The organism is Cupriavidus sp. 09_S30, from assembly GCF_056930435.1.
Window position 1 is genome coordinate 3,116,271 of record NZ_JBXOWI010000001.1, and the last position, 23,741, is coordinate 3,140,011.

General features: G+C 68.5%; 20 protein-coding genes. 9 read left to right on the forward strand and 11 right to left on the reverse strand.

Going from position 1 to position 23,741, the window contains the following annotated elements:
- Nucleotides 1–4 precede the first annotated feature (4 nt).
- Both modB and AC1Z3O_RS14645 read left to right on the forward strand, forming a co-directional pair.
- On the forward strand, nt 5–679 hold the full coding sequence (gene modB, locus AC1Z3O_RS14640) for a molybdate ABC transporter permease subunit (protein ID WP_483517610.1): 675 nt from the start codon (nt 5–7) through the stop codon (nt 677–679).
- An 18-nt stretch (nt 680–697) separates the two neighbouring features.
- Complete coding sequence (locus AC1Z3O_RS14645) at nt 698–1,420, forward strand: sulfate/molybdate ABC transporter ATP-binding protein (protein ID WP_483516427.1); 723 nt, start codon at nt 698–700, stop codon at nt 1,418–1,420.
- Between the two features lie 27 nt (nt 1,421–1,447).
- Here the strand turns inward: AC1Z3O_RS14645 and AC1Z3O_RS14650 are convergent, their stop codons facing one another.
- The 4 genes from AC1Z3O_RS14650 to AC1Z3O_RS14665 all read right to left on the reverse strand — a co-directional run bounded on the left by AC1Z3O_RS14650 (nt 1,448) and on the right by AC1Z3O_RS14665 (nt 5,920).
- A complete protein-coding gene (locus AC1Z3O_RS14650; RefSeq protein ID WP_483516428.1) occupies nt 1,448–2,047 on the reverse strand; it encodes a LysE/ArgO family amino acid transporter in 600 nt (199 codons plus the stop codon).
- A gap of 288 nt (nt 2,048–2,335) precedes the next feature.
- Complete coding sequence (locus tag AC1Z3O_RS14655; protein ID WP_483517611.1) at nt 2,336–3,130, reverse strand: TOBE domain-containing protein; 795 nt, start codon at nt 3,128–3,130, stop codon at nt 2,336–2,338.
- A gap of 113 nt (nt 3,131–3,243) precedes the next feature.
- Nucleotides 3,244–3,486, reverse strand: a complete 243-nt coding sequence (locus AC1Z3O_RS14660) for an RNA-binding protein (RefSeq protein ID WP_483516429.1) — start codon at nt 3,484–3,486, stop codon at nt 3,244–3,246.
- Nucleotides 3,487–3,490: 4 nt separating this feature from the next.
- On the reverse strand, nt 3,491–5,920 hold the full coding sequence (locus AC1Z3O_RS14665) for a DUF3141 domain-containing protein (protein ID WP_483516430.1): 2,430 nt from the start codon (nt 5,918–5,920) through the stop codon (nt 3,491–3,493).
- Nucleotides 5,921–6,241: 321 nt separating this feature from the next.
- Here AC1Z3O_RS14665 and AC1Z3O_RS14670 point away from each other — a divergent pair, with 321 nt between their 5' ends.
- The 3 genes from AC1Z3O_RS14670 to AC1Z3O_RS14680 all read left to right on the forward strand — a co-directional run bounded on the left by AC1Z3O_RS14670 (nt 6,242) and on the right by AC1Z3O_RS14680 (nt 10,097).
- Nucleotides 6,242–7,189, forward strand: coding sequence for a phosphate acetyltransferase (locus tag AC1Z3O_RS14670; protein WP_483516431.1), 948 nt, complete (start codon nt 6,242–6,244; stop codon nt 7,187–7,189).
- Nucleotides 7,190–7,240: 51 nt separating this feature from the next.
- Nucleotides 7,241–8,497 carry an acetate/propionate family kinase gene (locus tag AC1Z3O_RS14675; RefSeq protein WP_483516432.1) on the forward strand — a complete coding sequence of 419 codons (1,257 nt, stop codon included), beginning with the start codon at nt 7,241–7,243 and terminating at the stop codon, nt 8,495–8,497.
- Nucleotides 8,498–9,146: 649 nt separating this feature from the next.
- Nucleotides 9,147–10,097: an IS110 family transposase gene (locus AC1Z3O_RS14680; protein WP_483513615.1), complete on the forward strand. Its 951-nt coding sequence runs from the start codon at nt 9,147–9,149 to the stop codon at nt 10,095–10,097.
- A 353-nt stretch (nt 10,098–10,450) separates the two neighbouring features.
- Here the strand turns inward: AC1Z3O_RS14680 and AC1Z3O_RS14685 are convergent, their stop codons facing one another.
- The gene (locus tag AC1Z3O_RS14685; protein WP_483517612.1) at nt 10,451–11,233 is read right to left on the reverse strand and encodes a tyrosine-protein phosphatase; all 783 of its coding nucleotides are present in this window, start codon (nt 11,231–11,233) and stop codon (nt 10,451–10,453) included.
- Between the two features lie 491 nt (nt 11,234–11,724).
- Here AC1Z3O_RS14685 and AC1Z3O_RS14690 point away from each other — a divergent pair, with 491 nt between their 5' ends.
- From AC1Z3O_RS14690 to AC1Z3O_RS14700, 3 genes are all read left to right on the forward strand, one after another.
- The gene (locus tag AC1Z3O_RS14690) at nt 11,725–13,191 is read left to right on the forward strand and encodes a DASS family sodium-coupled anion symporter (RefSeq protein WP_483516433.1); all 1,467 of its coding nucleotides are present in this window, start codon (nt 11,725–11,727) and stop codon (nt 13,189–13,191) included.
- A gap of 101 nt (nt 13,192–13,292) precedes the next feature.
- A complete protein-coding gene (locus tag AC1Z3O_RS14695) occupies nt 13,293–13,985 on the forward strand; it encodes a transglycosylase domain-containing protein (RefSeq protein WP_483516434.1) in 693 nt (230 codons plus the stop codon).
- A gap of 194 nt (nt 13,986–14,179) precedes the next feature.
- Entirely contained in the window at nt 14,180–15,157 is a 978-nt protein-coding gene (locus AC1Z3O_RS14700) for a Bug family tripartite tricarboxylate transporter substrate binding protein (RefSeq protein WP_483516435.1), read from the forward strand.
- Nucleotides 15,158–15,230: 73 nt separating this feature from the next.
- On the opposite strand, the gene AC1Z3O_RS14705 is transcribed toward AC1Z3O_RS14700, so the two are convergent.
- Genes AC1Z3O_RS14705 through AC1Z3O_RS14725 form a run of 5 tightly spaced genes read right to left on the reverse strand, consistent with a single transcriptional unit; the run spans nt 15,231 to nt 21,428 of the window.
- Nucleotides 15,231–15,452, reverse strand: coding sequence for a formate dehydrogenase subunit delta (locus AC1Z3O_RS14705; protein ID WP_483516436.1), 222 nt, complete (start codon nt 15,450–15,452; stop codon nt 15,231–15,233).
- Nucleotides 15,449–16,381, reverse strand: a complete 933-nt coding sequence (gene fdhD / locus AC1Z3O_RS14710; protein WP_483516437.1) for a formate dehydrogenase accessory sulfurtransferase FdhD — start codon at nt 16,379–16,381, stop codon at nt 15,449–15,451. Before fdhD ends, AC1Z3O_RS14705 begins: the two co-directional genes overlap by 4 nt.
- 1 nt (nt 16,382) lies before the next feature.
- A complete protein-coding gene (gene fdhF / locus AC1Z3O_RS14715; protein WP_483516438.1) occupies nt 16,383–19,232 on the reverse strand; it encodes a formate dehydrogenase subunit alpha in 2,850 nt (949 codons plus the stop codon).
- Nucleotides 19,233–19,269: 37 nt separating this feature from the next.
- Complete coding sequence (locus AC1Z3O_RS14720) at nt 19,270–20,853, reverse strand: formate dehydrogenase beta subunit (protein WP_483516439.1); 1,584 nt, start codon at nt 20,851–20,853, stop codon at nt 19,270–19,272.
- Nucleotides 20,850–21,428 (reverse strand): formate dehydrogenase subunit gamma, encoded by a 579-nt coding sequence (locus tag AC1Z3O_RS14725; protein WP_483516440.1) that lies wholly within the window; start codon nt 21,426–21,428, stop codon nt 20,850–20,852. The genes AC1Z3O_RS14720 and AC1Z3O_RS14725 overlap by 4 nt, the downstream gene beginning before the upstream one ends.
- A 195-nt stretch (nt 21,429–21,623) precedes the next feature.
- Here AC1Z3O_RS14725 and AC1Z3O_RS14730 point away from each other — a divergent pair, with 195 nt between their 5' ends.
- Entirely contained in the window at nt 21,624–22,721 is a 1,098-nt protein-coding gene (locus AC1Z3O_RS14730) for a substrate-binding domain-containing protein (protein ID WP_483516441.1), read from the forward strand.
- 58 nt (nt 22,722–22,779) lie between these two features.
- Here AC1Z3O_RS14730 and fdxA read toward each other — a convergent pair whose 3' ends face one another.
- Complete coding sequence (gene fdxA / locus AC1Z3O_RS14735; protein WP_483516442.1) at nt 22,780–23,112, reverse strand: ferredoxin FdxA; 333 nt, start codon at nt 23,110–23,112, stop codon at nt 22,780–22,782.
- Nucleotides 23,113–23,741: the final 629 nt, after the last annotated feature.

Sequence of the window (23,741 nt, forward strand, 5' to 3'; positions counted from 1 at the left end):
GATGATGGACGCAGTTTGGGTGCCGCTCGCCCTCTCGCTCAAGGTGGCGGGATGGGCCACCGCGCTGAACGCGGTGCTCGGCGTGGGCGCCGCCTTCGCGCTGGCGCGCTGGCGCTCGGGCGCGCGCGACGTGGTCGACGCGCTGCTGACGCTGCCGCTGGTGCTGCCGCCTACTGTGCTGGGCTATTACCTGCTGGTGCTGGTGGGCCGGCGCGGCGTGTTCGGTGAGTGGCTGGCCGGCGCCGGCGTCGAACTGGTGTTCACCTGGCAGGGCGCGGTGCTGGCCTCCACCATTGTGGCCTTCCCGTTGGTGCTCAAGTCCGCGCGCGCCGCTTTCGAGGGGGTGGACCATCAACTGGAGAATGCCGCGCGCGTGCTCGGCATCTCGGAAACGGGCATCTTCTTCCGTGTCACGCTGCCGATGGCGATGCGGGGCATCGCTGCCGGTGTACTGCTGGCATTCGCCCGCGCGCTGGGCGAGTTCGGCGCCACGCTGATGATCGCCGGCAACCTGCCCGGCCGCACGCAGACGCTGTCGGTGGCGATCTACGAAGCGGTACAGGCCGGCGACGACAATACCGCCAACCTGCTGGTGCTGGTAACCTCGCTCACCTGCGTGGTGCTGCTGGTGGTGGCCGGCCGGCTGGTACCCGCCAGCGCGCGCAATCCTGTCCGCTGAGCCACCCAGGAACCAGCCATGAGCCTGCAAGTCAGCATCCAGAAGCGCATGGTCTCGGCCGAGCGGCACTTTGCGCTGGATATCGCCTTCGACTCGGCCAGCCGGCGCATCGCGCTGTTCGGCCCTTCGGGCGCGGGCAAGAGCCTGACGCTGCGTGCCATCGCCGGCCTGCTGAGGCCGGACAGCGGCCGTATCGCGCTGGGCGGGCGCGTGCTGTTCGATGCCGCCGCCGGCGTCAACGTGCCGCCGCAACAGCGGGGCGTGGCCTACCTGTTCCAGGACTACGCGCTCTTTCCGCACCTGACGGTCGGGCAGAACATCGCCTTCGGCCTGGCCAAGGGCTGGCGCAATCCGAGCCGCAAGGCGCAACACCCCGAGGCCCAGCGGTGGATCGAGGCCTTCGGCCTGCGCGAGATCGTCAGCCACTTTCCGGCGGAGATCTCAGGCGGACAGAAGCAGCGGGTGGCGCTGGCGCGTGCGCTGGTGGCGCGGCCCGACATCATCCTCCTCGATGAGCCTTTCTCCGCGCTGGATCCGGCGCTGCGTGCATCGCTGCGCGCCGAGCTGCGCGCGCTGCAAGCCAGCCTGGACGTGCCCATGGTGCTGATCTCCCACGACCCCGCCGACGTCGAGGTGCTGGGCGACCACGTGCTGGAGGTCCGCGACGGGCGCATTCATGCCGGCGCACCGCAGCGCGGCCCCGTGCAGGTCTACGCGGCGGCCGATGCTCGCGTGGCCTGAGCCGCGCTCAATCGCGCTCAGCCGCGCTCAGCCGCGCAGCAGCTTGAACGCCAAGCCCCACATGGTGACGCCGATCACCACTTCCAGTACCTGCCAGGCGCGCGGCCGCGCAAACACGGGGCGCAGCACGCCCGCACCGTAGCCAAGCGCGAAGAAGAACACCAGCGAGGCGCTCATCGCGCCCGCGGCGAAGGCGCGGTTCTCACCCGGGAACTGCGTCGACACCGAGCCGATCAGCATGACGGTGTCGAGGTACACATGGGGATTGAGCCAGGTGAAGGCAAGGCAGATCGCCAGCGTCGCGCCCAGCGGGCGCGGCCCGGCCTCGCTGGGTACCAGCGCCGCCGAGGAACGCAGCGCCGTCCACAGGCTGCGCGCGCCGTAGACGAACAGGAAGACTGCACCCGCATAGCGCATGGCGTCGCCCAGCCACGGCAGGTGGCGCATGGCCACCGCGAAGCCGGACACGCCAAGCAGGATCAGCACCGCATCCGATACGGCGCAGGTCAGGCAGACCCAGAACACATGCTCGCTGCGCAGGCCCTGGCGCAGCACGAACGCATTCTGCGAGCCGATGGCGAGGATCAGGGACAGCCCCAGGCTGAACCCGGCGATGGCGGCCTCCATGCTCAGCCCTCCGCCTGCGCGCGGGCCCGGCCTGCGGCGGGCGGCATTCCTGGCGGGAACGGCAGGAATGACGGGAGCGGCAATGGCTTGGGCATCGAGGGCAGCGGCATCGGCAAAGAAGCGAGGAGCAAGGGCAATGGCAGGTGGAGGAAAGCGGAAAGCGCCGCGCGACACAGTGGCAGGCAGCGGCATGCAGGCATCCACCTTGCACGCCGACGCAGCGCACGGTCACGCGCGGCACGCCAAACCTGACATTATGCCGCCTGCGCCGCACGCAGGCAGCCCCCCTCAGCCCATCGTCCCGAGGATCACGCTGGAGGCCTTGAAGATGGCCAGCGCGGGCACGCCCGGCGCCAGCCCGAGTTCGCTCGCGCTGGCATGGGTGACGATGGCCGCCACGGTGCCGCCACCGTCGAGTTCGAGCACGATCTCGGTGTTGACCGCACCCGGCACCACTCTTGAGACCACGCCGGGCAGCTGGTTGCGCGCCGACAGCCGCATGCCCGGCTCGGGCAGGCCTACCAGCACGGACGAGGCCTTGACCAGCGCGAACGCCTCCACGCCCGGCGCCAGGGCGAGCGATTCGACGCTCTCGTGGGTGATGGTGGCGACGATCTGCTGGCCGCCGGCCAGCGCCAGCGTGACTTCATCGTTGACGGCGCCGCCGCGGATCTGCGCAACTTTGCCAAAGAGCTTGTTGCGGGCACTGGTCTTGACCATGAATCGCTGCATCAGGTGCAAATCGTCGGCCGCTGCCTCGCCCAGGCGCCCCAGGTGGGCGACGAAGCGGCGGTGTTCTTCCTCCAGCGCGCGGTAGGTGCGGATCAGCCGCTCGGCGCGCGCCGTGAGCCGCGTGCCGCCGCCGCCCTTGCCGCCGGCCGCGCGCACCACCAGGGGCTCGCCGGCGCTGTTGTTCATGGCGTCGATGGCATCCCAGGCCGCCTTGTAGCTCAGGCCGACGGCCTTGGCCGCCGCGGTGATCGAGCCGTGCTCGCCGATCGCGGCCAGCAGGGCGATGCGATCGTGCCCGCCCCAGTCGCGTGAGCCGGAGCGAAACCAGATCGCCCCTTCGAGTTCGAGCATGGATGCCATGGCAAGGCGGCGCCGTTGCGTGCGGCGCCGGAAAGCGGTGAAGGAACGCTATGGTAACGCCGGTAACGCCGGCCGCGCGACGGTGGACTGCGGACGGCGGCGGCTCAGTCCTGGTGAGCCGGGATATACCAGTGCATCCTGCTGCCGTCGAAGTACTGGCGGTCGAAGCGGCGCAGCAGGTGCCAGGCCTCGAAGACATCGACGTCGAGGTCGACGAAGGCCCAGGGATGGTCGGCATCGCCTTCGCGCACGATTTCCACCGACTTGACGTCTGCATAGGGCGACAATTTGTCGCGCAGCTTCTGCTCAGTCACATCGCGATGAAGACCGCGGATCAGTACCTGCATTTGGCTATCCCTCCCCATTGGTGCGAGATGCCGGGCGTGCGGCGGAGGCGCGCTTGCGTGCGGCGCCGGCGGCCCGCTTGGCCTTGGGCGCTGCTGCAGCGGTGGGCCGCTCGGCACCGTCCTTGCCGTCCTTGCCTACTGCGCCCTCCTCGGTGCCCGCCCCTGCGCTGTCGGCGGCCGCCGCAACGCCCGCCGTGGCCACGTGCCCGCCGCTGGTGGCAGGTGCCGCCTGCTTGTGGTCCGTGCCCAGCACGTGCGCCACCGCGCGGTAGCGTTCCAGGCGGCGGTCCTGCAATGGGCCGGCTACAGTCAGCACGCGGTGTATCGCCACCATCAGCAGCGGGCGCAGCGCCGTATCCGGCACCAGTGCCGGCAGCGTTTCCAACGCGCGCCGCTCATCCAGCGAGACCAGGAAGGTCTGCTGCCGCGAGGCCCGCTTCAGGTCGTTCAGCGAGGCCTGCTCCTGCAGGTGCTCGCGCGCCATCTTGCGCATCAGGTTGAAGGGCCGCTCCTCGATGGAAGCGTAGTCGTCCAGCACATAGGCGAGGATGCGCACGAAGGCATCGACCAGGCTGCCCTTGTCGAATTCGGACTCGGCGTCGCGGATGCGGCGCGCGGTCAATTCGCGGCGCAGTGCGTCGATGGCCGGCGGCGGCGCCTGCCTGCGAGCGTCGTCCCCGCCCATGCCGACCAGCGCCTCCATCAGCGGCGATCGGTACAGAGTTTCGAAGGTGTGCTCGTACCAGGCATCGCGCACGTCGCGGAACTGGTTCAGCGCGGCCACGATCCATGCGGAGGCGGCATGCTCCAGCGCCAGGAAGGGATTGTCCGGCGCCACCGGCCGGCGGTGCTCTCGCATGAAGGGCGCCAGCATGCCGACCCAGCCCATCCAGGGATTGGCGTCCGACTGCAGGGTGCGCTCCAGCCGCGAGGGCTGAAGCTGCCGCATCGCGTGCGCGCTGGCCTCGGTGGACAGCGCGCGCACCGCGGGCGAGACGAAGGTGTCATAGCAGCGCTGGTTGACCTCCGCCACTCTCCGCACGACGCGGAAGGCGCGCTCGTCGTCGCGTCCGTCGTCCAGCGCCAGGATGTCGTCGATGGTGCGCCGCGCGAAGCGCATCAGGTAGCGTCCCTCGATCAGTTCGGTATGCGGCGTGCCCGGCGCAATGTCCTCGATGACGGCCTCGTAGAGGCCAGGCGGCAGGACATCGATCAGGTCGAGCGCGGAGAACAGCTCGGTGTGCTCGCGGTTGGCAACGCCCGAGGAAACGAAGATGCCGAGGTGGCCGACCGAGTCATGCAGGCAGTACACGATGACCTGCTCGTTGGCGATGATCTCGTCGACGTCGGCATAGAGATCGGGAATCCAGTTCAAGGCCTGCTGCGGCGGCGTGATGTTGTCGCCCCAGGAGGCGAACACCACGATGGGCGAGCGCACATTGCGCAGGTCGATCACCGATTTGCCGTCGGGGCTGTGCAGCTCGCCCGAGGTCAGCCGGTTGCCGACGAACAGGTTCTGCACGATCCAGTCGATCTCGGCACGGTTGAGCTGGTAGTGGCCGCCCCACCAGCGCTCGAAGCCGAGGAAGCGCTGGCCCTCGGTATCGGCGCTGGCATAGACGTTGTAGAGCTTCTCCCACAGCGAGTTGGCCGGGTTGAGCTGCTCGAAGTTCTGCACCAGGTAGGCGCCGTCGAAATGGCCGTTGCCGAGATCGGCAGCGAATGACGACGCCCACGAGCCGCCCAGCAGGCCGCCGCTGTAGCGCATCGGGTTGCGCCCGCGCACGCCGGACCAGTAGGCCAGCGGAGAGCCGGCCAGCAGGATGGGGCCGACCAGGTCGGGATTGCCGGCGGCCAGCAGCATCAGTGCCCAGCCGCCCTGGCAATTGCCGATCACGAAGGGCTTCTCGGTGGCGTGCGGGTGGCGCTCCGCCACCACCTGCATAAAGACGGCCTCGGCGCGCGTGACCGACTCGATGGTCTGCCCCGGGCAGGGATCGGGATAGAAGGAAACCAGGTAGCAGGGATGGCCGCCGCGCAGTGCGACGCCGATCTCGCTGTCGATCTTGAAACCGCCGATGCCCGGTCCGTGGCCGGCGCGCGGGTCGATCACCACGAAGGGACGCTTGCTTTCGTCGGTGATGTCACCCTCGGGCGCAACGATGCGCAGCAGGGCGTAGTTGACGGGGTCGGCCAGCGTACGCCCGTCCATCACCACCTCGTAGTCGAACACCAGCACGGGGGGCATGCCCTCGCGCTCATGCTCCAGGGTCTGGTTGCCGCGTTCGCGCAGGATGTCGAGCAGCAGCACCATGCGCTGGAAGGCATCGACACCGTATTCCCAGGCAGCCTGCGGCCAGGCCGGCATCGATTGCGCCGAAGGCACCGCCGGCGCCGACTCGGCCGGGCGGTTGGCTGGTACACGTGCGTTCACTCGCTTCCCTCCTTGATCCAGCGCACGAGCGCGGCCATCGGCCGCTGCTATCGTTACGCTGACTTTGGTTTCGCTGTCATTGCGTGACACATTGGCATGACAGTTGCGTGACGGTCCTGCGAAGCTGGATGCGCGATGCTGCCGCGCAGCAAACCCAATCTACCAGCATGCCTATGCACTGGCAACCAGGAATCGGCCGCATCTTGCGGGATTGCAGTGACAGCGTGCAGCGGAACCCACTCTATGTCGCCTATACTGAGCCTGCTTTTTGCGCAATGCAGTATGGCGCCCCGGCAGGCATGACGAATCCGTGAGACACCCATGAGCACGCATCCCGACAAGTACGCCGCGCTGCTGGCCCGCTGCGCTGGCCAGCCCGCCATTCCCACGGCGGTAGCCCACCCCTGCGACGCCGCCTCGCTCGGCGGCGCGCTCGAAGCGGCCCGCCTCGGGCTGATCCGCCCCCTGCTGGTCGGACCGTCCGCGCGCATCCGCCAGGTGGCCGCCGACCACGACCTCGACCTCGACCTGGGCGGCGCCGACATCATCGATACGCCGCACAGCCACGCTTCCGCGGCGCGCGCGGTGGAAGCGGTGCGCGCCGGCGAGGCCGAGCTGCTGATGAAGGGCAGCCTGCATACCGACGAGCTGCTGCACGAGGTCACCGCCGCCACCGGCGGCCTGCGCACCGAGCGGCGCCTGTCGCATGTGTTCGCGATGGACGTGCCCAGTTATCACAAGCCGCTCTTCATCACCGACGCCGCCGTCAATATCTTTCCCACGCTCAACGACAAGGCCGACATCTGCCGCAATGCCATCGACCTGGTGCGCGTGCTCGGCATCGACCGGCCCAAGGTGGCGATCCTGTCCGCGGTGGAGACCGTGACCGACAAGATCCCCTCCACCATCGACGCGGCCGCGCTGTGCATGATGAACCGGCGCAAGCAGATCGAAGGCGGCATCCTCGACGGTCCGCTTGCTTTCGACAACGCCATCAGCCGGGCCGCCGCCGAGGCCAAGGGCATCGACTCCGAAGTGGCCGGCGATCCCGACATCCTGCTGGTGCCCGACCTGGAGGCCGGCAACATCCTCGCCAAGCAGCTCACCTTCCTCTCGGGCGCCGAGGCCGCCGGCATCGTGCTGGGCGCGCGCGTGCCCATCGTGCTGACCAGCCGTGCCGACAGCGTGCGCGCGCGCATCGCCAGCTGCGCGGTGGCGGTGCTGCTCGCACACGCCCGCCGCGCCGCCGTGGCCACGGCACGCGTCTGAGGCCGCCGGCACCCCGAACGCCCACCCGCCACCGACAGGAGATCCCGCAGCATGAACCACCCTTCTCCCACCATCCTCGTCGTCAACGCCGGTTCGTCCAGCGTCAAGGTCTCCGTCTACACGGTGCCCGAGGCCGCCCATGCGGATGGCGACGTCAATCCGGAACTGAGCGCCCATGGCCAGATCGAGGGCATCGGCGTCGCGCCCAGGCTGACCGTGCGCATGGCCGACGGCCGCCACGTGGCCGACGAGCGCTTCCCCGTGGCCCAGGTGGCCGACCACGATGCGGCCTTCCGCCTGATCCGGCTGGTGCTCAGCGTCGGCCTGCGCGACACCCCGCCGGTGGCGATCGGCCATCGCGTCGTGCATGGCGGCACCGATTTCACGCAGGCCGTGCGCATCGACGACGACGTCATCGCCAAGCTGGAGGCGCTGGTGCCGCTGGCGCCCCTGCACCAGCCGCACAACCTGACCGCCATCCGCGCCGTGCGCGAAGCAGCGCCGGACCTGCTGCAGGTGGCCTGCTTCGACACCGCCTTCCATGCGGGCCACGACACGCTGGCGCAACTGCTTGGCCTGCCCTACCACTACTTCGAGCAAGGCATCCGGCGCTACGGCTTCCATGGCCTGTCCTACGAGTACATCGCGCGGCGCCTGCGCCAGGTGGCGCCCGACCTGGCCGAGGGGAGAGTGATCGTGGCCCACCTGGGCAACGGCGCCAGCCTGTGCGCGCTGCGCGACGGACGCAGTGTCGAAAGCACCATGGGACTGACCGCGCTCGACGGCATGCCGATGGGCACGCGCTGCGGCTCGGTGGATCCGGGCGCAGTACTGTGGCTGGCACAGCAGGGCATGCACGCCGACGACATCCAGGCCATGCTGTACCAGGAGTCCGGACTCAAGGGCCTGTCGGGGGTCAGCAGCGATATGCGCGCCCTGCTCGCCAGCGGCGAACCACGCGCACAGCTGGCAATCGACTTCTACGCCTACCGCGCCGCGCAGGAGGTGGGCAAGCTCGCGGTCACGCTCGGCGGCCTCGACGCGCTGGTCTTCACTGCCGGCGTCGGCGCCAACTCGCCGGAAGTGCGCGCGCGCATCTGCGCACACCTGACCGACCTGTTCGGCATCGAACTCGACCCCGGTGCCAACGAAGACAACCGGCAACGCATCACGCACGACGGCAGCCGCATCCCGGTGCTGGTACTGCCCACCGACGAAGAAGGCATCGTCGCGCTCAGCACAGCGCGCATCATGCGCGAAGCCGCGGCACAGAAGGCAGCCGGCGAGGGAGTGCGGAAAACGGCGTGACCGGCAGGACGCTGCCAACGCCGTCGGCCAAGCCTAGTGTCTTGGCTCCCTCTCCCCTCATGGGGAGAGGGTTGGTCTAGCAAGGCACCACGTACAGACGAAGCCGTCGGTGTTGTCCAGCGCGTCGACGCAAAGACGAAGTCGATGGTGTGATCCAGCACGCCGCCGATCGCAAGCGCCTGCCCTCTCCCCCGGCCCCTCTCCCGCAAGCGGGAGAGGGGAGCACACCAGCGCGGGGCGAAACCCAGCGCGCTTGCCGAAGCCGGCAGGATGCGCCAAGATCAATCGCCAAGCATAGTGTCTTGGCTCCCTCTCCCCTCATGGGGAGAGGGTTGGGGAGAGGGGTGGTCTAGCAAGGCACCACGTACAGACGAAGCCGTCGGTGTTGTCCAGCACGCCGACGCAAAGACAAAGTCGTCGGTGTTATCCAGCACGCCGCCGTTCGCAAGCGCCTGCCCTCTCCCCCGGCCCCTTGTATGTCTCAAAATTGAGCCTGGAAGCTTCAGATCGATGGCCCCAAGCCCTGATCCCAGTGGTCAAGTTCGAGGGAGAGCGAGGATCGAAGCTTCCACTCTTGAGCGCGTTTGGTTTAAGCCCGAACGGTTGGATGGCAACATGCCGCATGGAACACAAGGGTGGGATAAGCCGAATGGAACTCAAAGTTGTAGGAATCGACGTCAGCAAGATCGCACTGGACCTGAATCTGCAGCCTGAAGGCGAGGCCCGTCAGTTTGCGAATGACGAAGCGGGTATCGCTGCGCTGCTGGCCTATCTGGCTGGGCATAACAGTCAAGGCCAGATTGACCGGGTCGTGCTGGAAGCGACCGGCGGGTATGAGACAGCGGTGAGCATCGCGCTGGCTGGCGCGGGACTGCCGGTGGTGGTGGTCAATCCCAAGCAAGTACGCGACTTTGCCAAAGCCTGCGGAATTCTGGCCAAGACCGATCAGCTGGATGCGCAGGTATTGGCGCGGTTTGCCCGGCAAATCCGTCCACCGGTACGCCCCTTGCCAGACGAGGAACAGCGCGAATTTGCTGATCTGCTGGACCGGCGCAGCCAACTGGTGGTCATGCGCGCGCAGGAGAAGGCGCGCCTGGTTACGGCTGCGCCGCTAGCCATCAAGAGTTTGAAGGAACACATCCAATGGCTGGACGCCCGGATCAAGTCGCTGGACATCGACATGACCCACAAGCTGCGCACCAGCGAGGTGTGGAAAAACAAGGTGGAGTTGCTCGACAGCATGCCGGGCATCGGCAAGGTGAGTATCTTCACGCTGCTTGGGCGGCTGCCAGAGCTGGGCAAGCTCAATCGCCAGCAGATCGCTGCGCTGGTCGGTGTGGCGCCGTTCAACGACGACAGCGGCAAGCGGCGCGGGCAGCGCTACATCCGCGGAGGTCGGGCAGAGGTACGCAACGTGCTGTACATGGCCACAGTGACGGCCATTCGCCACAACCCGGTTATCCGCGCCTTCTATGAGCGGTTGAGCGCAGCTGGCAAGCCGTTCAAGCTTGCCGCTACAGCGTGCATGCGCAAATTGCTGACCATCCTCAATGCGATGGTCAAAACCGGCCAACCGTGGCAAGACAAAACTCTCGCTTGACACGGTTGCTCTCCCGCAAGCGGGAGAGGGGAGCACACCAGCGCGGGGCGAAACCCAGCGCGCTTGCCGAAGCCGGCAGGATGCGCCAAGATCAATCGCCAAGCATAGTGTCTTGGCTCCCTCTCCCCTCATGGGGAGAGGGTTGGGGAGAGGGGTGGTCTAGCAAGGCACCACGTACAGACGAAGCCGTCGGTGTTGTCCAGCACGCCGACGCAAAGACAAAGTCGTCGGTGTTGTCCAGCACGCCGCCGTTCGCAAGCGCCTGCCCTCTCCCCCGGCCCCTCTCCCGCAAGCGGGAGAGGGGAGCACACCGACGCAGCCGTGAGAGCCTTCGCTCGAACCATGCCGCCCCCCTACCCCTCCAGATAGTGCTCGCGCAGCCGCTCCGCCTCCACGCCAAGCGATTCGTGCAGATAGCGCGGCACGCTGCCCCACGACTCCTCGATCGCCTGCAACGAAGCCCTCAGGTACTCGGCCTTGACCTCCAGCAGCGGCATCATGACGTCGGCGGCAATGCCCATCGGCGACATCCTGGCCAGCGCCTCGCGTATGAAGCCGGCATTCCAGCGGTTGGATTCCAGGTAGTTGGCCAGGATGACGTCCGGCGCCACGCCCAGGGCCGACAACAGCAGCAGCGTGGCGAAGCCGGTGCGGTCCTTGCCTGCGGTGCAGTGGTACAGCATGGTGCGGCCCGCCTCGGCCTCCTTCATGAAGCCGCCGAAGGCCTCGCAGTACTTCAGCGGGAAGTCGCGATAGACCTGCAGCATGAAGGCATCCATTTCCTGCGCAGAGGCAGAGCGCAGGCGCGGCAGCAGTTCTCCCATGGCCATGCTGCCCTCCAGCACCGGCGTGGAAACCCAGTTGAACTCCTGGCCGAAGCCGTTTTCCTCGGTCGACTTCTCCCCGGTCGAGCGGAAGTCGATCACCAGGTCCAGCCCCATCGCCCGCAGCCGCACGATGTCGGCGGGGCTGGCGAGGCCGGGATTGCCGCTGCGCAACAGGCGGCCGGCGCGCAGGCGCCGTCCACCCGCGCCGGGCAGGCCGCCGAGGTCGCGCGCGTTGGCGACCCTGTCGAACACCAGCGGTGTATCAGTGGGCAGCGCTTCCGCGCCGCCGGGCATGATGGCTGGCGCCATGCGCGCCAGCCAGGATTCGAACCAGTCAAACATAGTCTCGGCCAGGATAAGACGGTTGATCGGACTGCGCGGAACGCCCCGTGCATGCGGCTAGCGGACTAGCGGACTAGCGCCGCATCACGCCGCGCCTGTGCTCCACGGGTATCGCATCCGCGCCGCGGGACGCAGACGCCCCGTGCGAAAACATTCATCACCAACTGCAATTATTTCAGATCACCACGCCGCGCTGTAATTCGCACAACTTTCGCGCCGCCGCGCCTTGCGCGCGCGCAAAGGTCGGCCGGATCGGCCTCGACAGCGACATGATGTGGACCAGATAATTTTCACCATGCCGGGCAAGGCACATTCGCCTCGCTGCGGCCGGCGCTTGCCTCTCCCTGCCGCACCCGACTGCAGCCCGCAACTCCGGCCTTCCGGCGCGTCTCATTATCGCAAGGAGTCCCATGCCCGATCCGAGCCCCCAACCCGCGCTGCAGCAACCGAAAGGGCCAATGCAGGCAACCCCGGCCAAACCACTGCCCTGGGGCCTCTACGCCGCCGTCGTCGTGCTGCTCGCCGTGCTGGCGTTGCCGCTGCCGGCCGACCTGCCCGTGGCCGGCCACCGCATGCTCGCCATTCTCGCTTTCGCCGTGGTCGTGTGGATCACTGAAGCCGTGTCGTACGAGGCCAGCGCCATCATGATCACCTCGCTGATCGCCGGCCTGATCGGCTTCGCGCCGAACGTGGCCGCGCCCGGGCAACTCTACGGCACCGGCAAGGCGCTCGGCATGGCGCTGGCCGGTTTCTCCAACACCGCGCTGGCACTGGTGGCCGCCGCGCTGTTCATCGCCGCGGCGATGACGGTGACCGGCCTGGACCGCCGCATCGCACTGGTGACACTGTCTGCCATCGGCACCAGCACGCGGCGCATCCTGATCGGCACCATCGCCGTCACCATCGCGCTCAGCCTGGTGGTGCCCAGCGCTACCGCGCGCAGCGCCTGCGTGGTGCCCATCATGATGGGCGTGATCTCGGCCTTCGGCGTCGACAAGAAGTCAAACATCGCCGCCGGCATCATGATCACGGTGGCGCAGGCCACCAGCGTGTGGAATGTGGGCATCCAGACCGCGGCCGCGCAGAACCTGCTGACGGTCGGCTTCATGGACAAGCTGCTGGGCGAGCGTGTGACCTGGCTGCAATGGCTGATCGCCGGCGCACCCTGGGCCATCGTGATGTCGGTCGTGCTGTATTTCCTGGTGCGCGCGCTGCTGCCCGCCGAGACCGACGCCATTCCCGGTGGCAAGGAGGCCGTGCAGCAGGAGCTGGCGGCGCTCGGGCCGATGAGTGCACCGCAGAAGCGCCTGGCCGCGGTGTCGATCGGGCTGCTGCTGTTCTGGGCCACCGAAGGCAAGCTGCATGACTTCGACACCGCCACGATCACCTTCGTCGGCCTGGTGATCCTGATGCTGCCGCGCCTGGGCGTGATGGATTGGAAGACCATGCAGCAGCGCACGCCCTGGGGCACGTTGATCGTGTTCGGCGTCGGCATCAGCCTGGGCACTGCCCTGCTCAGCACGCAGGCCGGCCAGTGGCTCGGCAAGTTCGTCGTGCAGAACTCCGGCCTGTCGGGCCAGGGTCCGATCTTCATCTTCGCCGTGCTGGCCGCCTTCCTGATCGTGATCCACCTGGGCTTCGCCAGCGCCACGGCGCTGACCGCGGCGCTGCTGCCCATCCTGATCGCGGTGCTGCAGACCCTGCCCGGCGACGTCCACCAGGTCGGCCTGACGATGCTGCTCGGCTTTACCGTGAGCTTCGGCTTCATCCTGCCGATCAACGCGCCGCAGAACATGGTCTGCCTGGGCACCGACACCTTCAACGGGCGGCAGTTCGCCAAGATCGGCATTCCGATGACGGTGATCGGTTACCTGCTGATGCTGCTGTTCGCCGCCACCTACTGGCGCTGGCTGGGCTGGCTGTAGCGTCACTGTAGCCACACGAGGCCACTCGACGGCGCGGGCACGCGGCTGCCACACGCGCGGCACGATCCGGGCCGCGCGCGGAGGCTGGCACAATATGCGCCATGAAACTCTGGTCGACTTTCCTGAAGCTGGTGGCGATGCTGGTGCTGGCCGCGGCGCTGCTCGGCGTGCTGGCCGTCGTCGTCGCCAGCCGGCAGCTGCCCTCGCTGGACGCGCTTTACGCCTTCCGGCACACGCCCGCCTACGTGCCCATCGCCGACATTCCGCCCACGCTGACGCAGGCCGTGGTGGCAATCGAGGACGATCGCTTCTACCTGCACGACGGCATCGACTACATCGGCGTGATCCGCGCCGGCGTGGCCAATCTCTCGGATGACCTGTCCCAGGGCGCCTCCACCATCACGATGCAGGTGGCGCGCAACTTCTTCCTGTCGCGCCAGAAGACCTACACGCGCAAGCTCTACGAGGCGCTGCTCGCCAATCGCATCGAGCACGCCTTCGGCAAGGACGAGATCCTGGAGCTGTATATGAACAAGGTCTACCTGGGCCAGGGCGCCTACGGCTTCGCCGAGGCCGCGCAGGTCTACTTCGGCAAGGAGGTCGGCCAGCTCACGCTGGCCGAGTGCGCGATGCTGGCCGGGCTGCCCAAGGCGCCATCGGCCAACAACCCGGTGGTCAACCCGCGCCGCGCGCGCCAGCGGCAGGCCTACATCCTGCAGCGCATGCTGGAGCTTGGCAAGATCACGCGCGGCGAATACGACAGCGCCCTGCTGGAGCCGCTGCGGCTGCGGTAGGAGGCACCGCGCAGCGTGCGCGGCGTTCCCCCTGCGATATGCCTCCGCCCTCGGGCGAGGCGCGCCCCGCCTTACTGCGGCCCGGCAGGCCCGGCCTCCAAACGGTTCCACAAAATAGAACCGTTGGCCCCGTATGCGGAACATCCTTAAGATTGGCGGATCCCGGCGAGACCACCGGAGACGAGGGAGACGCCATGATCCGACGACGCTGCCTGTTTACACTCGGCACCCTGCTGCTGAGCGCCATGCCGCTGTGCCAGATGCCCGCCTTTGCCCAGGCGGCCTGGCCCGCGCGCCCGATCCGCATGGTCATTCCCTTCCCGCCGGGTGGCTCTTCCGATACGCTCGGGCGGCTGCTCGCCGAGCGCATGGCCAGGCGGCTGGACGCCACGATCGTCGTCGAGGACAAGCCCGGCGGCACCACGCAGATCGGCACCGAGTTCGTCGCCAACGCGGCGCCCGATGGCTACACCATGCTGCTGGGCGCGGCATCCAGCTTCACCGTCCTGCCCAATCTGCGCAAGCTGCCCTATACGCTGGACAGCTTCGTTGCGGTGGGCGGCGTGGCCGACTACGTGGCGGTGATGGCGGTCAGGAAGGACCTGCCGGTCAACACGCTGCAGGACTTCATCGCCTACGCGCGCCAGCATCCCGACAAGCTGACCTTCGGCTCGGCCGGCGAGGCCTCGGCCGGCCACGTCTACGGCGGCACCCTGTCGCACGAACTGGGCCTGAAGTTGCTGCACGTGCCGTTCCGCGGCTCCGCGGATGCGGTCAACGCAGCGGTAGCCGGCGACGTGGACTTCGTCATCGATGGCGCGGCCACCACGATGATCAAGGCAGGCCGGCTCAAGCCGCTCGCCACCTTCTACCGCGTGCGCCACCCCGAATTGCCCGAGGTGCCCACGCTGCAGGAAGCCGGGGTGCGCCTCACCACCGCGCAGGGCGCCGGCTGGGGCGTGCTGGTGCCGAAGGGCACGCCACAGCCGATCGTGGACAAGCTGGCCCAGGCGCTGCAGCAGACCCTGGCTGAGCCCGAGATGCAGACCGCGCTGCGCCGCGCCAACTCGATCGCCTCCTGGCAGTCGCCGGAGACCTTCCGCAGCGGCCTGGCCGCGGACCGCAAGTTCTACGGGCAGCTGCTGCCGGAGATCGGTATCCGGCGCGATTGAGGGGGTCGGTCCAGGGGGCAGGCAAAAGCGGCAAGCGGAGGCGGCGGCTGTGCCGGCGCGCCGTTCGCCGCCGCTACCAGCCCGCGCGGTACCGCGCCACCGCTTCGCGCACGATCTCGTCCAGGCTCTGCGCTTCGCCCTTGTCCAGCGCCTGCAGCAGCGCCTCGCGCATGCGTGGCGCCCAGAAGCGCTTGATGTGGCCGGCGATATCGGCCAGTGCTTCTTCCCGGTCCGGCATGGCTTCGAAGAAGCCGCCGATCTGGTTGGCCATCTTGATCAGGTTGTCGACGTTCATGGCAATGACGATGCAGGCAGAGCGGCCGGCGCCGTGTGGCGCAGCCGCTGTGCGTGAGTGTAGATGACATGGCCACCCTCGCGCACGAAGCCGGCCAGGGTCACGCCGGCATCCTGTGCGACGCGCACGGCCAGCGCGGTAGGAGCGGAGACGGCGGCGAGCAGGCCGATGCCGGCGCTGGCGGTCTTCTGCACCATTTCATAGCTGGCGCGGCTGGTGACCAGTACGGCGCCGGTGGCCAGGTCTTCGCCGCTGCGCGCCAGCGCGCCGATCAGCTTGTCCAGGGCATTGTGCCGGCCCACGTCTTCGCGCAGGGGCCCCAGCGTGCCATCCGCGCGCAGCCAGGCGGCAGCATGCGTGCTGCCGGTGCGGCGCTGCAGGCGCTGGCGTGCCTGCATCTGGGCGAAGCCGGCCAGCAGCACCTGCGCGTCGAAGCAGGCCGTGCTGGCCACCGGCGCCGGCAGGCGCAGCGCCTGTTCGAGCGATTCCGTGCCGCACAGGCCGCAGCCGGTGCGGCCCGCCAGTGTGCGGCGGCGCGCCTTGAGGCCGGCGAAGGCTTCGGCGGCGATGCGCAGCCGCACCGTGATGCCATGCGCATCGCGCGCGCACGCCGGCATCCCATCGACGCCGTCGCCTGCGTCATCCGCCTCGGAGCCGCCGATGTCGATGCCATAGACATCACGCGTGCTTGCCACCAGGCCCTCGCTGAGGCTGAAGCCCAGCGCGAAATCCTCCAGGTCGGCCGGCGTGGCCAGCATCACCGCATGCGAGATGCCGTTGTACTCCAGCGCGACCGGCACCTCCTCGGCAAGCTCGTCGCTATCCAGCGCCAGTGCGCCGTCAGCACGGCGCCAGCGCGTGACGGCAAGACGCGTGTGCGTGGCGGACAGTCCCGCCCCGTCCAGCGCCGCCGCATCGCTCGCGCCCACCTCAGCCGGCCTCCGCGCCGGCCGCCTGCAGCAGCTGGAGCTGGCGCTCGTTGAAATCGCGGTACTGCTGCTGCCAGGCCGAGGGCTGCGCCACTGGCATCACCTGCACCGCCGTGACCTTGTACTCCGGGCAGTTGGTGGCCCAGTCCGAGTTGTCGGTGGTGATCACGTTGGCGCCGGACTCGGGGAAGTGGAAGGTGGTGTAGACCACGCCAGGCTGCATGCGCTCGCTGACCAGCGCGCGCAGCACGGTCTCGCCCGCGCGGCTCTGCACGCCGACCCAGCCGCCGTCCTGGATGCCGCGCTCCTGCGCATCGTGCGGGTGGATCTCGAGCCGGTCCTCGTCATGCCAGCGCACGTTGTCCGTGCGCCGCGTCTGTGCGCCGACGTTGTACTGCGAGAGGATGCGGCCGGTGGTCAGGATAAGCGGGTACTTGCGGTTGACGCGCTCGCTGGTGGCCACGTAGCGGGTGATGATGAACTTGCCCTGGCCGCGCACGAAGCGGTCCACGTGCATGGTGGGCGTGCCCTGCGGCGCGTCCTCGTTGCAGGGCCACTGGATGCTGCCCAGCTCCTCCAGCCGCTGATAGCTGACGCCGCGGAAGGTGGGCGTGAGCCGCGCGATCTCGTCCATGATCTCCGACGGATGCTTGTAGTCCATCGGGTAGCCGAGCGCATTGGACAGCAGCATGGTGGCTTCCCAGTCGGCATAGCCGGCACGCGGACGCATCACGCGGCGCACGCGCGAGATGCGGCGCTCGGCGTTGGTGAAGGTGCCGTCCTTCTCCAGGAAGGAGGAGCCCGGCAGGAAGACGTGGGCGTACTTGGCCGTCTCGTTGAGGAAGATGTCCTGCACCACGATGCACTCCATCGCCGACAGCGCCGCCGCCACGTGCTGGGTGTTGGGATCGGACTGCACGATGTCCTCGCCCTGGCAATACAGGCCCTTGAAGCTGCCGGCCAGCGCCGCCTCGAACATGTTCGGGATGCGCAGGCCCGGCTCGGGCTGGATGTCGACGTTCCAGGCAGCCTCGAACTGGCCGCGCGTGGTGGCGTCCGACACGTGGCGGTAGCCCGGCAGCTCGTGCGGGAAGGAGCCCATGTCGCAGGAGCCCTGCACATTGTTCTGGCCGCGCAACGGGTTCACGCCCACGCCCTCGCGGCCCACGTTGCCGGTGGCCATGGCCAGGTTGGCGATGGCCATCACCGAGGTGGAGCCCTGCGCGTGCTCGGTCACGCCCAGGCCGTAGTAGATGGCGGCGTTGCCGCCGGTGGCATACAGCCGTGCGGCGCCGCGCAGCTCGGCCGCCGGCACGCCGAGCACCTCGGCCATAGCCTCGGGGGAGTTCTCCGGCAGGCTGACGAACTCGCGCCATTGCTGGAAGGCACGGTCCTCGCAACGCTCGGCGATATAGGCCTCGTCCATCAGGCCCTCGGTGGCGATCACGTGCGCCAGCGCGGTCAGCAGCGCCACATTGGTGCCGGGACGCAGCTGCAGATGGAAGGCGGCGCGCACATGCGGCGACTCGACCAGGTCGATGCGGCGCGGATCCACCACGATCAGCTTGGCGCCGGCGCGCAGGCGCTTCTTCAGGCGCGAGCCGAACACCGGGTGGCCATCGGTGGGGTTGGCGCCGATCACCATGACCACGTCGGCCTTCTCCACCGAGCGGAAGGTCTGCGTGCCGGCCGACTCGCCCAGCGTCTGCTTCAGGCCGTAGCCGGTCGGCGAGTGGCAGACGCGCGCACAGGTGTCGACGTTGTTGTTGCCGAAGGCCGCGCGTACGAGCTTCTGCACCAGGTAGCCTTCCTCGTTGGTGCAGCGCGAGGAGACGATGCCGCCGATGGCATCGCGGCCGTGCTCGGCCTGGATGCGCTTGAACTGGCCGGCGGCGTAGGCGATGGCCTCTTCCCACGACACCTCGCGCCAGGGATCGGTGATGCGCGCGCGGATCATCGGCTTGAGCATGCGGTCCTGGTGGGTGGCGTAGCCCCAGGCGAAGCGGCCCTTGACGCAGGCATGGCCCTCATTGGCCTGGCCGTCCTTGTAGGGCACCATGCGCACCACTTCCTCGCCCTTGGTCTCGGCCTTGAAGGCGCAGCCCACGCCGCAGTAGGCGCAGGTGGTGACGGTGCTGCGCTCGGCCTGGCCCATGCGTACCAGCGAGGTCTCAGTCAGCGTGGCGGTCGGGCAGGCCTGCACGCAGGCGCCGCAGGACACGCAGTCCGACTCCATGAAGTTGCCGCCGGTACCCGCCGTCACGCGCGATTCGAAGCCGCGTCCGCTGATGGTCAGTGCGAAGGTGCCCTGCGTTTCCTCGCAGGCACGCACGCAGCGATTGCAGACGATGCACTTGGACGGGTCGTAGGTGAAGTAGGGATTGGACTCGTCCTTCGCTATCGCCGTGTGGCTGGCGCCGTCGAAGCCGTAGCGCACCTCGCGCAGGCCCACCGCGCCGGCCATGTCCTGCAGCTCGCAGTTGCCGTTGGTGGGACAGGTCAGGCAATCGAGCGGATGATCGGAGATATACAGCTCCATCACGCCGCGGCGCAGCTCGGCCAGCTTGGGGCTGTGCGTGCGCACCTTCATGCCGGCTTCGGCCGGCGTGGTGCAGGAGGCCGGATAGCCGCGCCGGCCTTCGATCTCCACCAGGCACAGGCGGCAGGAGCCGAAGGGCTCCAGGCTGTCGGTGGCGCACAGCTTGGGCACCTGGGTGCCGGCTTCCATCGCGGCGCGCATCACCGAGGTGCCTGCGGGCACGGTGACGGCGACACCGTCGATTTCCAGGGTGACGTCCTGCGCAGCCTCGCGCCGCGGGGTGCCGTAATCGATGTCGTTGAGCGTGTTCATGCGGGGTCTCCCGTTCCGTTCTCTTCGGCGGCCCGCTTCAGGCCGCGCGCTGCGCTTCGGCAGCGAGGCCGAAGTCTTCGGGGAAGGCGTCCAGCGCCGACAGCACCGGGTACGGCGTCATGCCGCCCATGGCGCACAGCGAACCGTTGAGCATGGTGTCGCACAGGTCGCGCAGCAGCACGACCTGCTCGCGCTGGCCGGCCACGATCTTGTCGATGACCTCGACACCGCGTGTGGAGCCGATCCGGCACGGCGTGCACTTGCCGCACGACTCGATCGCGCAGAACTCCATCGCGTAGCGCGCCTGGCGGGCCATGTCGACGGTATCGTCAAACACCACCACGCCGCCATGGCCTAGCACGCCGCCGAAGGCGGCATAGGCCTCGTAGTCGAGCGGCTCGTCGAAGCGCGCCTCGTGCAGGTAGGCGCCAAGCGGCCCGCCCACCTGCACGGCGCGGATGGCGCGGCCGCTGCGCGTGCCGCCACCGTAGTCCTCCAGCAGTTCGCGCAGGGTCAGGCCGAAGGCCTTCTCGACCAGGCCGCCATAGCGCACATTGCCCGCCAGCTGGAACGGCAGCGTGCCGCGCGAGCGGCCCATGCCGAAGTCGCGGTAGAAAGCGGCGCCGCGCGCCAGGATGACCGGCACGGTGGCCAGCGAGATCACGTTGTTGATCAGCGTGGGCTGGCCAAACAGGCCTTGCAGCGCCGGCAGCGGCGGCTTGGCGCGCACCACGCCGCGCTTGCCTTCCAGGCTCTCCAGCAGCGCCGTTTCCTCACCGCACACATAGGCGCCAGCGCCCTTGCGCACTTCCAGGCGGAAGCGCCGGCCCGAGCCGCGGATGTCGTCGCCCAGCCAGCCGGCCTGCGCGGCAATCGCGATGGCCGCCTCGAGCATGGCGATGGCGTGCGGGTATTCGGAGCGCACGTAGATATAGCCCTGCTCCGCGCCGACCGCGAGGCCGGCGATAGTCATGCCTTCGATCAGCAGGAAGGGATCGCCCTCCATCACCATGCGATCGGAGAAGGTGCCGGAATCGCCCTCGTCGGCATTGCACACCACGTACTTCACCGGCGAGGCCGCACCCAGCACAGTGTTCCATTTGATGCCGGTGGGAAAGGCCGCGCCGCCGCGGCCGCGCAGGCCGGAATCGGTCACGGCCTGCACGATGTCGCGCGGCGCCATCGCCAGTGCGCGCTCCAGTCCGGCATAGCCTTCGTGGGCGCAGTAGTCTTCGAGCGACAGCGGGTCGGTGATGCCCATGCGGGCAAAGGTGAGACGCTCCTGCTTCTTCAGGAAAGGGATCTCGTCGGTCTTCCCATGCGCCAGCGGATGCGCGCCACCTTGCAGGAAGCCGGCATCGAACAGGGCCGGCACGTCGGACGCCGAGACCGGGCCGTAGGCCATGCGGCCTTGCACGGTCTGCACCTCGACCAGCGGCTCGAGCCAGAACATGCCGCGCGAGCCATTGCGCACGATGCGCACCGGCTCGCCGCGCGCGGACGCCTCACGGGCAATGGCGCGCGCCACGTCGTCGGCGCCGAGCGCCAGCGCGGCGGAGTCGCGCGGCACGAACACCGTGACGGCGGCGCGGTCTGCCAGGATCGGATCGGCTTGCGTCATGCTGCGCCCTCCTCGGCTTGCTGCTCCGTCTGCGCATCCGCCTGCGCCGCACGCGCGGCCGCGACCAGCGCATCAAAGCGCACCGCATCGACTCTGCCGTGCAATTGCTCGCCGAGCATCAGCGCCGGACCGCTCGCGCACAGGCCGAGGCAGTAGACCGGCTCCAGCGTGAAGGCACCGTCGGCGCTGGGCTGGTGGAAACCACAGCCCAGCGCGCGCTGCGCATGTTCGGCCAGCACCTCGGCGCCGACCGCCTGGCAGGCCTCGGCGCGGCACAGCTGCAGCACCTGGCCGGCCGGCGGCTGCTGGCGGAAGTGGTGGTAGTAGGTGATCACGCCATGCACCTCGGCGCGCGAGAGATTGAGCGCGCGCGCCAGCAGCGGCACGGCCTCGGCCGGCACGTGGGCAAAGCGGTCCTGCAGCGCATGCAGCATGGGCAGCAGCGCGCCCGGCAGATGCCGGTGCGCCTCGATGATGCGGGCGATCTCCGCGGCGCGTCCGCCCTCGCTGGCGGGCTGGGGCGCGAGCGGAGCCGGGGTCGAAGCTGGCAAGGCTGGCGAGGCGATGTCTGGCATGGGCATTTGTGGGGGTGCGCAAGCCGCGCCTGGGCGGCGAATCCGCCGCCAGCCCGGCCGAAAGCTGGGTGGCTGCGGGTTAATATGCTATTTTTTTCATATTGCCCATTCAATTGGAACGGACAAACACTGTGCATGCGACTATAGGCACGCAACTGTGCACTATCAATAGGCTATTTATTTCATAACTGCACCATGCTCCGCATCTCCATCCAGCCACACTTGCAGGTCCGCGAGGAACACGGCGGCGCACAGGCGCCGCTGGACATCTCCCGGCTGGTCAGCCTTCTCGACGCCATCGAAGCGAGCGGCAGCATCCGCAGCTCGGCCGAGGCGGTGGACCTGTCCTACCGCTACGCCTGGGGCATCCTGCGTGACGCGGAGGCCCTGTTCGGCGGCGCGCTGATCGACAAGACACGGGGGCGCGGCAGCGCGCTGACGCCGCTGGCACAGCAACTGGTGTGGGCCAGCAAGCGGATCGCCGCGCGGCTGTCGCCGACGCTGGAGAGCCTGGCCTCGGAACTGGAGATCGAGCTGGACAAGCTGGTGCGCGCGGCCGACCCGGCGGTGCGGCTGCACGCCAGCCATGGCTTCGCCGTGGCGGCGCTGCGCGACTTCCTCGACGAGCACCAGGTACGCCATGACCTGAAGTACTGCGGCAGCCTGGAAGCGGTCGCGGCGCTGGCCGCCGGCGCTTGCGACATCGCCGGCTTCCATGTGCCCATGGGCGAGTTCGAGGCACCGATGCTGGCGCGCTTCCTGGCCTGGCTGCGCCCGGATACGCATTGCCTGGTACACCTGGCGGTGCGCACGCAGGGCCTGTTCGTCGGTGCGGGCAATCCGCTGCAGATCACCTCGCTGGAAGACCTGCGCCGCCCCGGCGTGCGCTTCGTCAATCGCCTGGAAGGGTCCGGCACGCGGCTGTTGTTCGACCTGCTGCTGCAGGCACGCGGCATCGCACGCGAGCAGATCGATGGGTACAGCAATGGCGAGTTCACCCACGCTGCGGTGGCCGCCTATATCGGCAGCGGCATGGCGGACGTGGGATTCGGCGTGGAAACGGCAGCGCGGCGCTTCGGGCTGGGCTTCGTGCCCGTGCTCAAGGAGCGCTACTTCTTCGCCATCGAGCAGAAGATGCTGCAAAGCCCCGGGCTGGCGCGCGCCGTGGCGGCGCTGCGCAGCGAGAGCTTCCGCGAACGGGTGGACGCCCTGCCCGGCTATGACGCCGCGCTCACCGGCACCGTGCTGACGCTGGAACAGGCCTTTCCCGGCTATGGCAAGGTGGCGGCGTAGCGCCCCGGCTGCGCGCTGCCAGCGGCGCCAGCACTACCTGCAAGCCGGGACTGCGTAGTCAGCCGCGCTCCAGGTAGGGCAGCTTGCCCGTGCGCCGTGCCCAGGCTTCGTGCTCGGGCAGCGGACCCTTGGCCTGCAGCAACGGCGGCCAATCAGGCCGGCGTGACAGCTCGGCATTGAGTGCGATGAAATGGCGCTGCTCCTCGGGCACGTCATGCTCCGAGTGGATGGCGCCGACCGGGCACTCGCCCACGCACATCGAGCAGTCGATGCAGTGGTCGGGATCGATCACGAGAAAGTTCGGCCCTTCATGGAAGCATGACATCGGGCAGACCTCCACACAGTCGGTGTAGCGGCACTGGATGCAGGCATCGGTTACGACGAAGGTCATTGGGGGGGCGGGATACGGCAGGAAAACGGAGGAAATACTGGCCGCGCAGCGCATTCGGCGAGGAATGCACGCACGCGCTGCAGCCCCGACATGCTAGCGCGCGGTGGCTGGCCGCGGCGGGCGGGGTCTTGTAGGAGTCGGTCAAAATCCTTCACGAAGCGGAGGGGGGTGGCGCGAGACGCAGAGCACCAGCCGAAGCCGACAAGATGCGCCAACGCCGCTGGCCAAGCATAGCGTCTTGGCTCCCTCTCCCCTCATGGGGAGAGGGCTGGGGAGAGGGGTGGTCTAGCAAGGCGCCACGTACAGACGAAGCCGTCGGTGTTGTCCAGCACGCCGACGCAAAGAGGAAGCCGTCGGTATGATCCAGCACGTCGCCGTTTGCAAGCGCCTGCCCTCACCCCCGGCCCCTCTCCCGCAAGCGGGAGAGGGGAGCAAACCGGCGCGGGGCGAAACCCAGCGCGCTTGCCGGAGCCGGCAGGATGCGCCAAAACCAACCGCCAAGCATAGTGTCTTGACCCCCTCTCCCCTCATGGGGAGAGGGCCGGGGTGAGGGGTGGTCTAGCAAGGCACCACGTACAGACGAAGCCGTCGGTGTTGTCCAGCACGCCGAGGCAAAGACGAAGCCGTCG

Coding starts and splice junctions, on each gene's coding strand:
- modB (WP_483517610.1), top strand. CDS start 5: ATGGACGCAGTTTGGGTGCCGCTCGCCCTCTCGCTCAAGGTGGCGGGA.
- AC1Z3O_RS14645 (WP_483516427.1), top strand. CDS start 698: ATGAGCCTGCAAGTCAGCATCCAGAAGCGCATGGTCTCGGCCGAGCGG.
- AC1Z3O_RS14650 (WP_483516428.1), bottom strand. CDS start 2,047: ATGGAGGCCGCCATCGCCGGGTTCAGCCTGGGGCTGTCCCTGATCCTC.
- AC1Z3O_RS14655 (WP_483517611.1), bottom strand. CDS start 3,130: ATGCTCGAACTCGAAGGGGCGATCTGGTTTCGCTCCGGCTCACGCGAC.
- AC1Z3O_RS14660 (WP_483516429.1), bottom strand. CDS start 3,486: ATGCAGGTACTGATCCGCGGTCTTCATCGCGATGTGACTGAGCAGAAG.
- AC1Z3O_RS14670 (WP_483516431.1), top strand. CDS start 6,242: ATGAGCACGCATCCCGACAAGTACGCCGCGCTGCTGGCCCGCTGCGCT.
- AC1Z3O_RS14675 (WP_483516432.1), top strand. CDS start 7,241: ATGAACCACCCTTCTCCCACCATCCTCGTCGTCAACGCCGGTTCGTCC.
- AC1Z3O_RS14680 (WP_483513615.1), top strand. CDS start 9,147: ATGGAACTCAAAGTTGTAGGAATCGACGTCAGCAAGATCGCACTGGAC.
- AC1Z3O_RS14685 (WP_483517612.1), bottom strand. CDS start 11,233: ATGGCGCCAGCCATCATGCCCGGCGGCGCGGAAGCGCTGCCCACTGAT.
- AC1Z3O_RS14690 (WP_483516433.1), top strand. CDS start 11,725: ATGCAGGCAACCCCGGCCAAACCACTGCCCTGGGGCCTCTACGCCGCC.
- AC1Z3O_RS14695 (WP_483516434.1), top strand. CDS start 13,293: ATGAAACTCTGGTCGACTTTCCTGAAGCTGGTGGCGATGCTGGTGCTG.
- AC1Z3O_RS14700 (WP_483516435.1), top strand. CDS start 14,180: ATGATCCGACGACGCTGCCTGTTTACACTCGGCACCCTGCTGCTGAGC.
- AC1Z3O_RS14705 (WP_483516436.1), bottom strand. CDS start 15,452: ATGAACGTCGACAACCTGATCAAGATGGCCAACCAGATCGGCGGCTTC.
- fdhF (WP_483516438.1), bottom strand. CDS start 19,232: ATGAACACGCTCAACGACATCGATTACGGCACCCCGCGGCGCGAGGCT.
- AC1Z3O_RS14720 (WP_483516439.1), bottom strand. CDS start 20,853: ATGACGCAAGCCGATCCGATCCTGGCAGACCGCGCCGCCGTCACGGTG.
- AC1Z3O_RS14725 (WP_483516440.1), bottom strand. CDS start 21,428: ATGCCAGACATCGCCTCGCCAGCCTTGCCAGCTTCGACCCCGGCTCCG.
- AC1Z3O_RS14730 (WP_483516441.1), top strand. CDS start 21,624: ATGCTCCGCATCTCCATCCAGCCACACTTGCAGGTCCGCGAGGAACAC.
- fdxA (WP_483516442.1), bottom strand. CDS start 23,112: ATGACCTTCGTCGTAACCGATGCCTGCATCCAGTGCCGCTACACCGAC.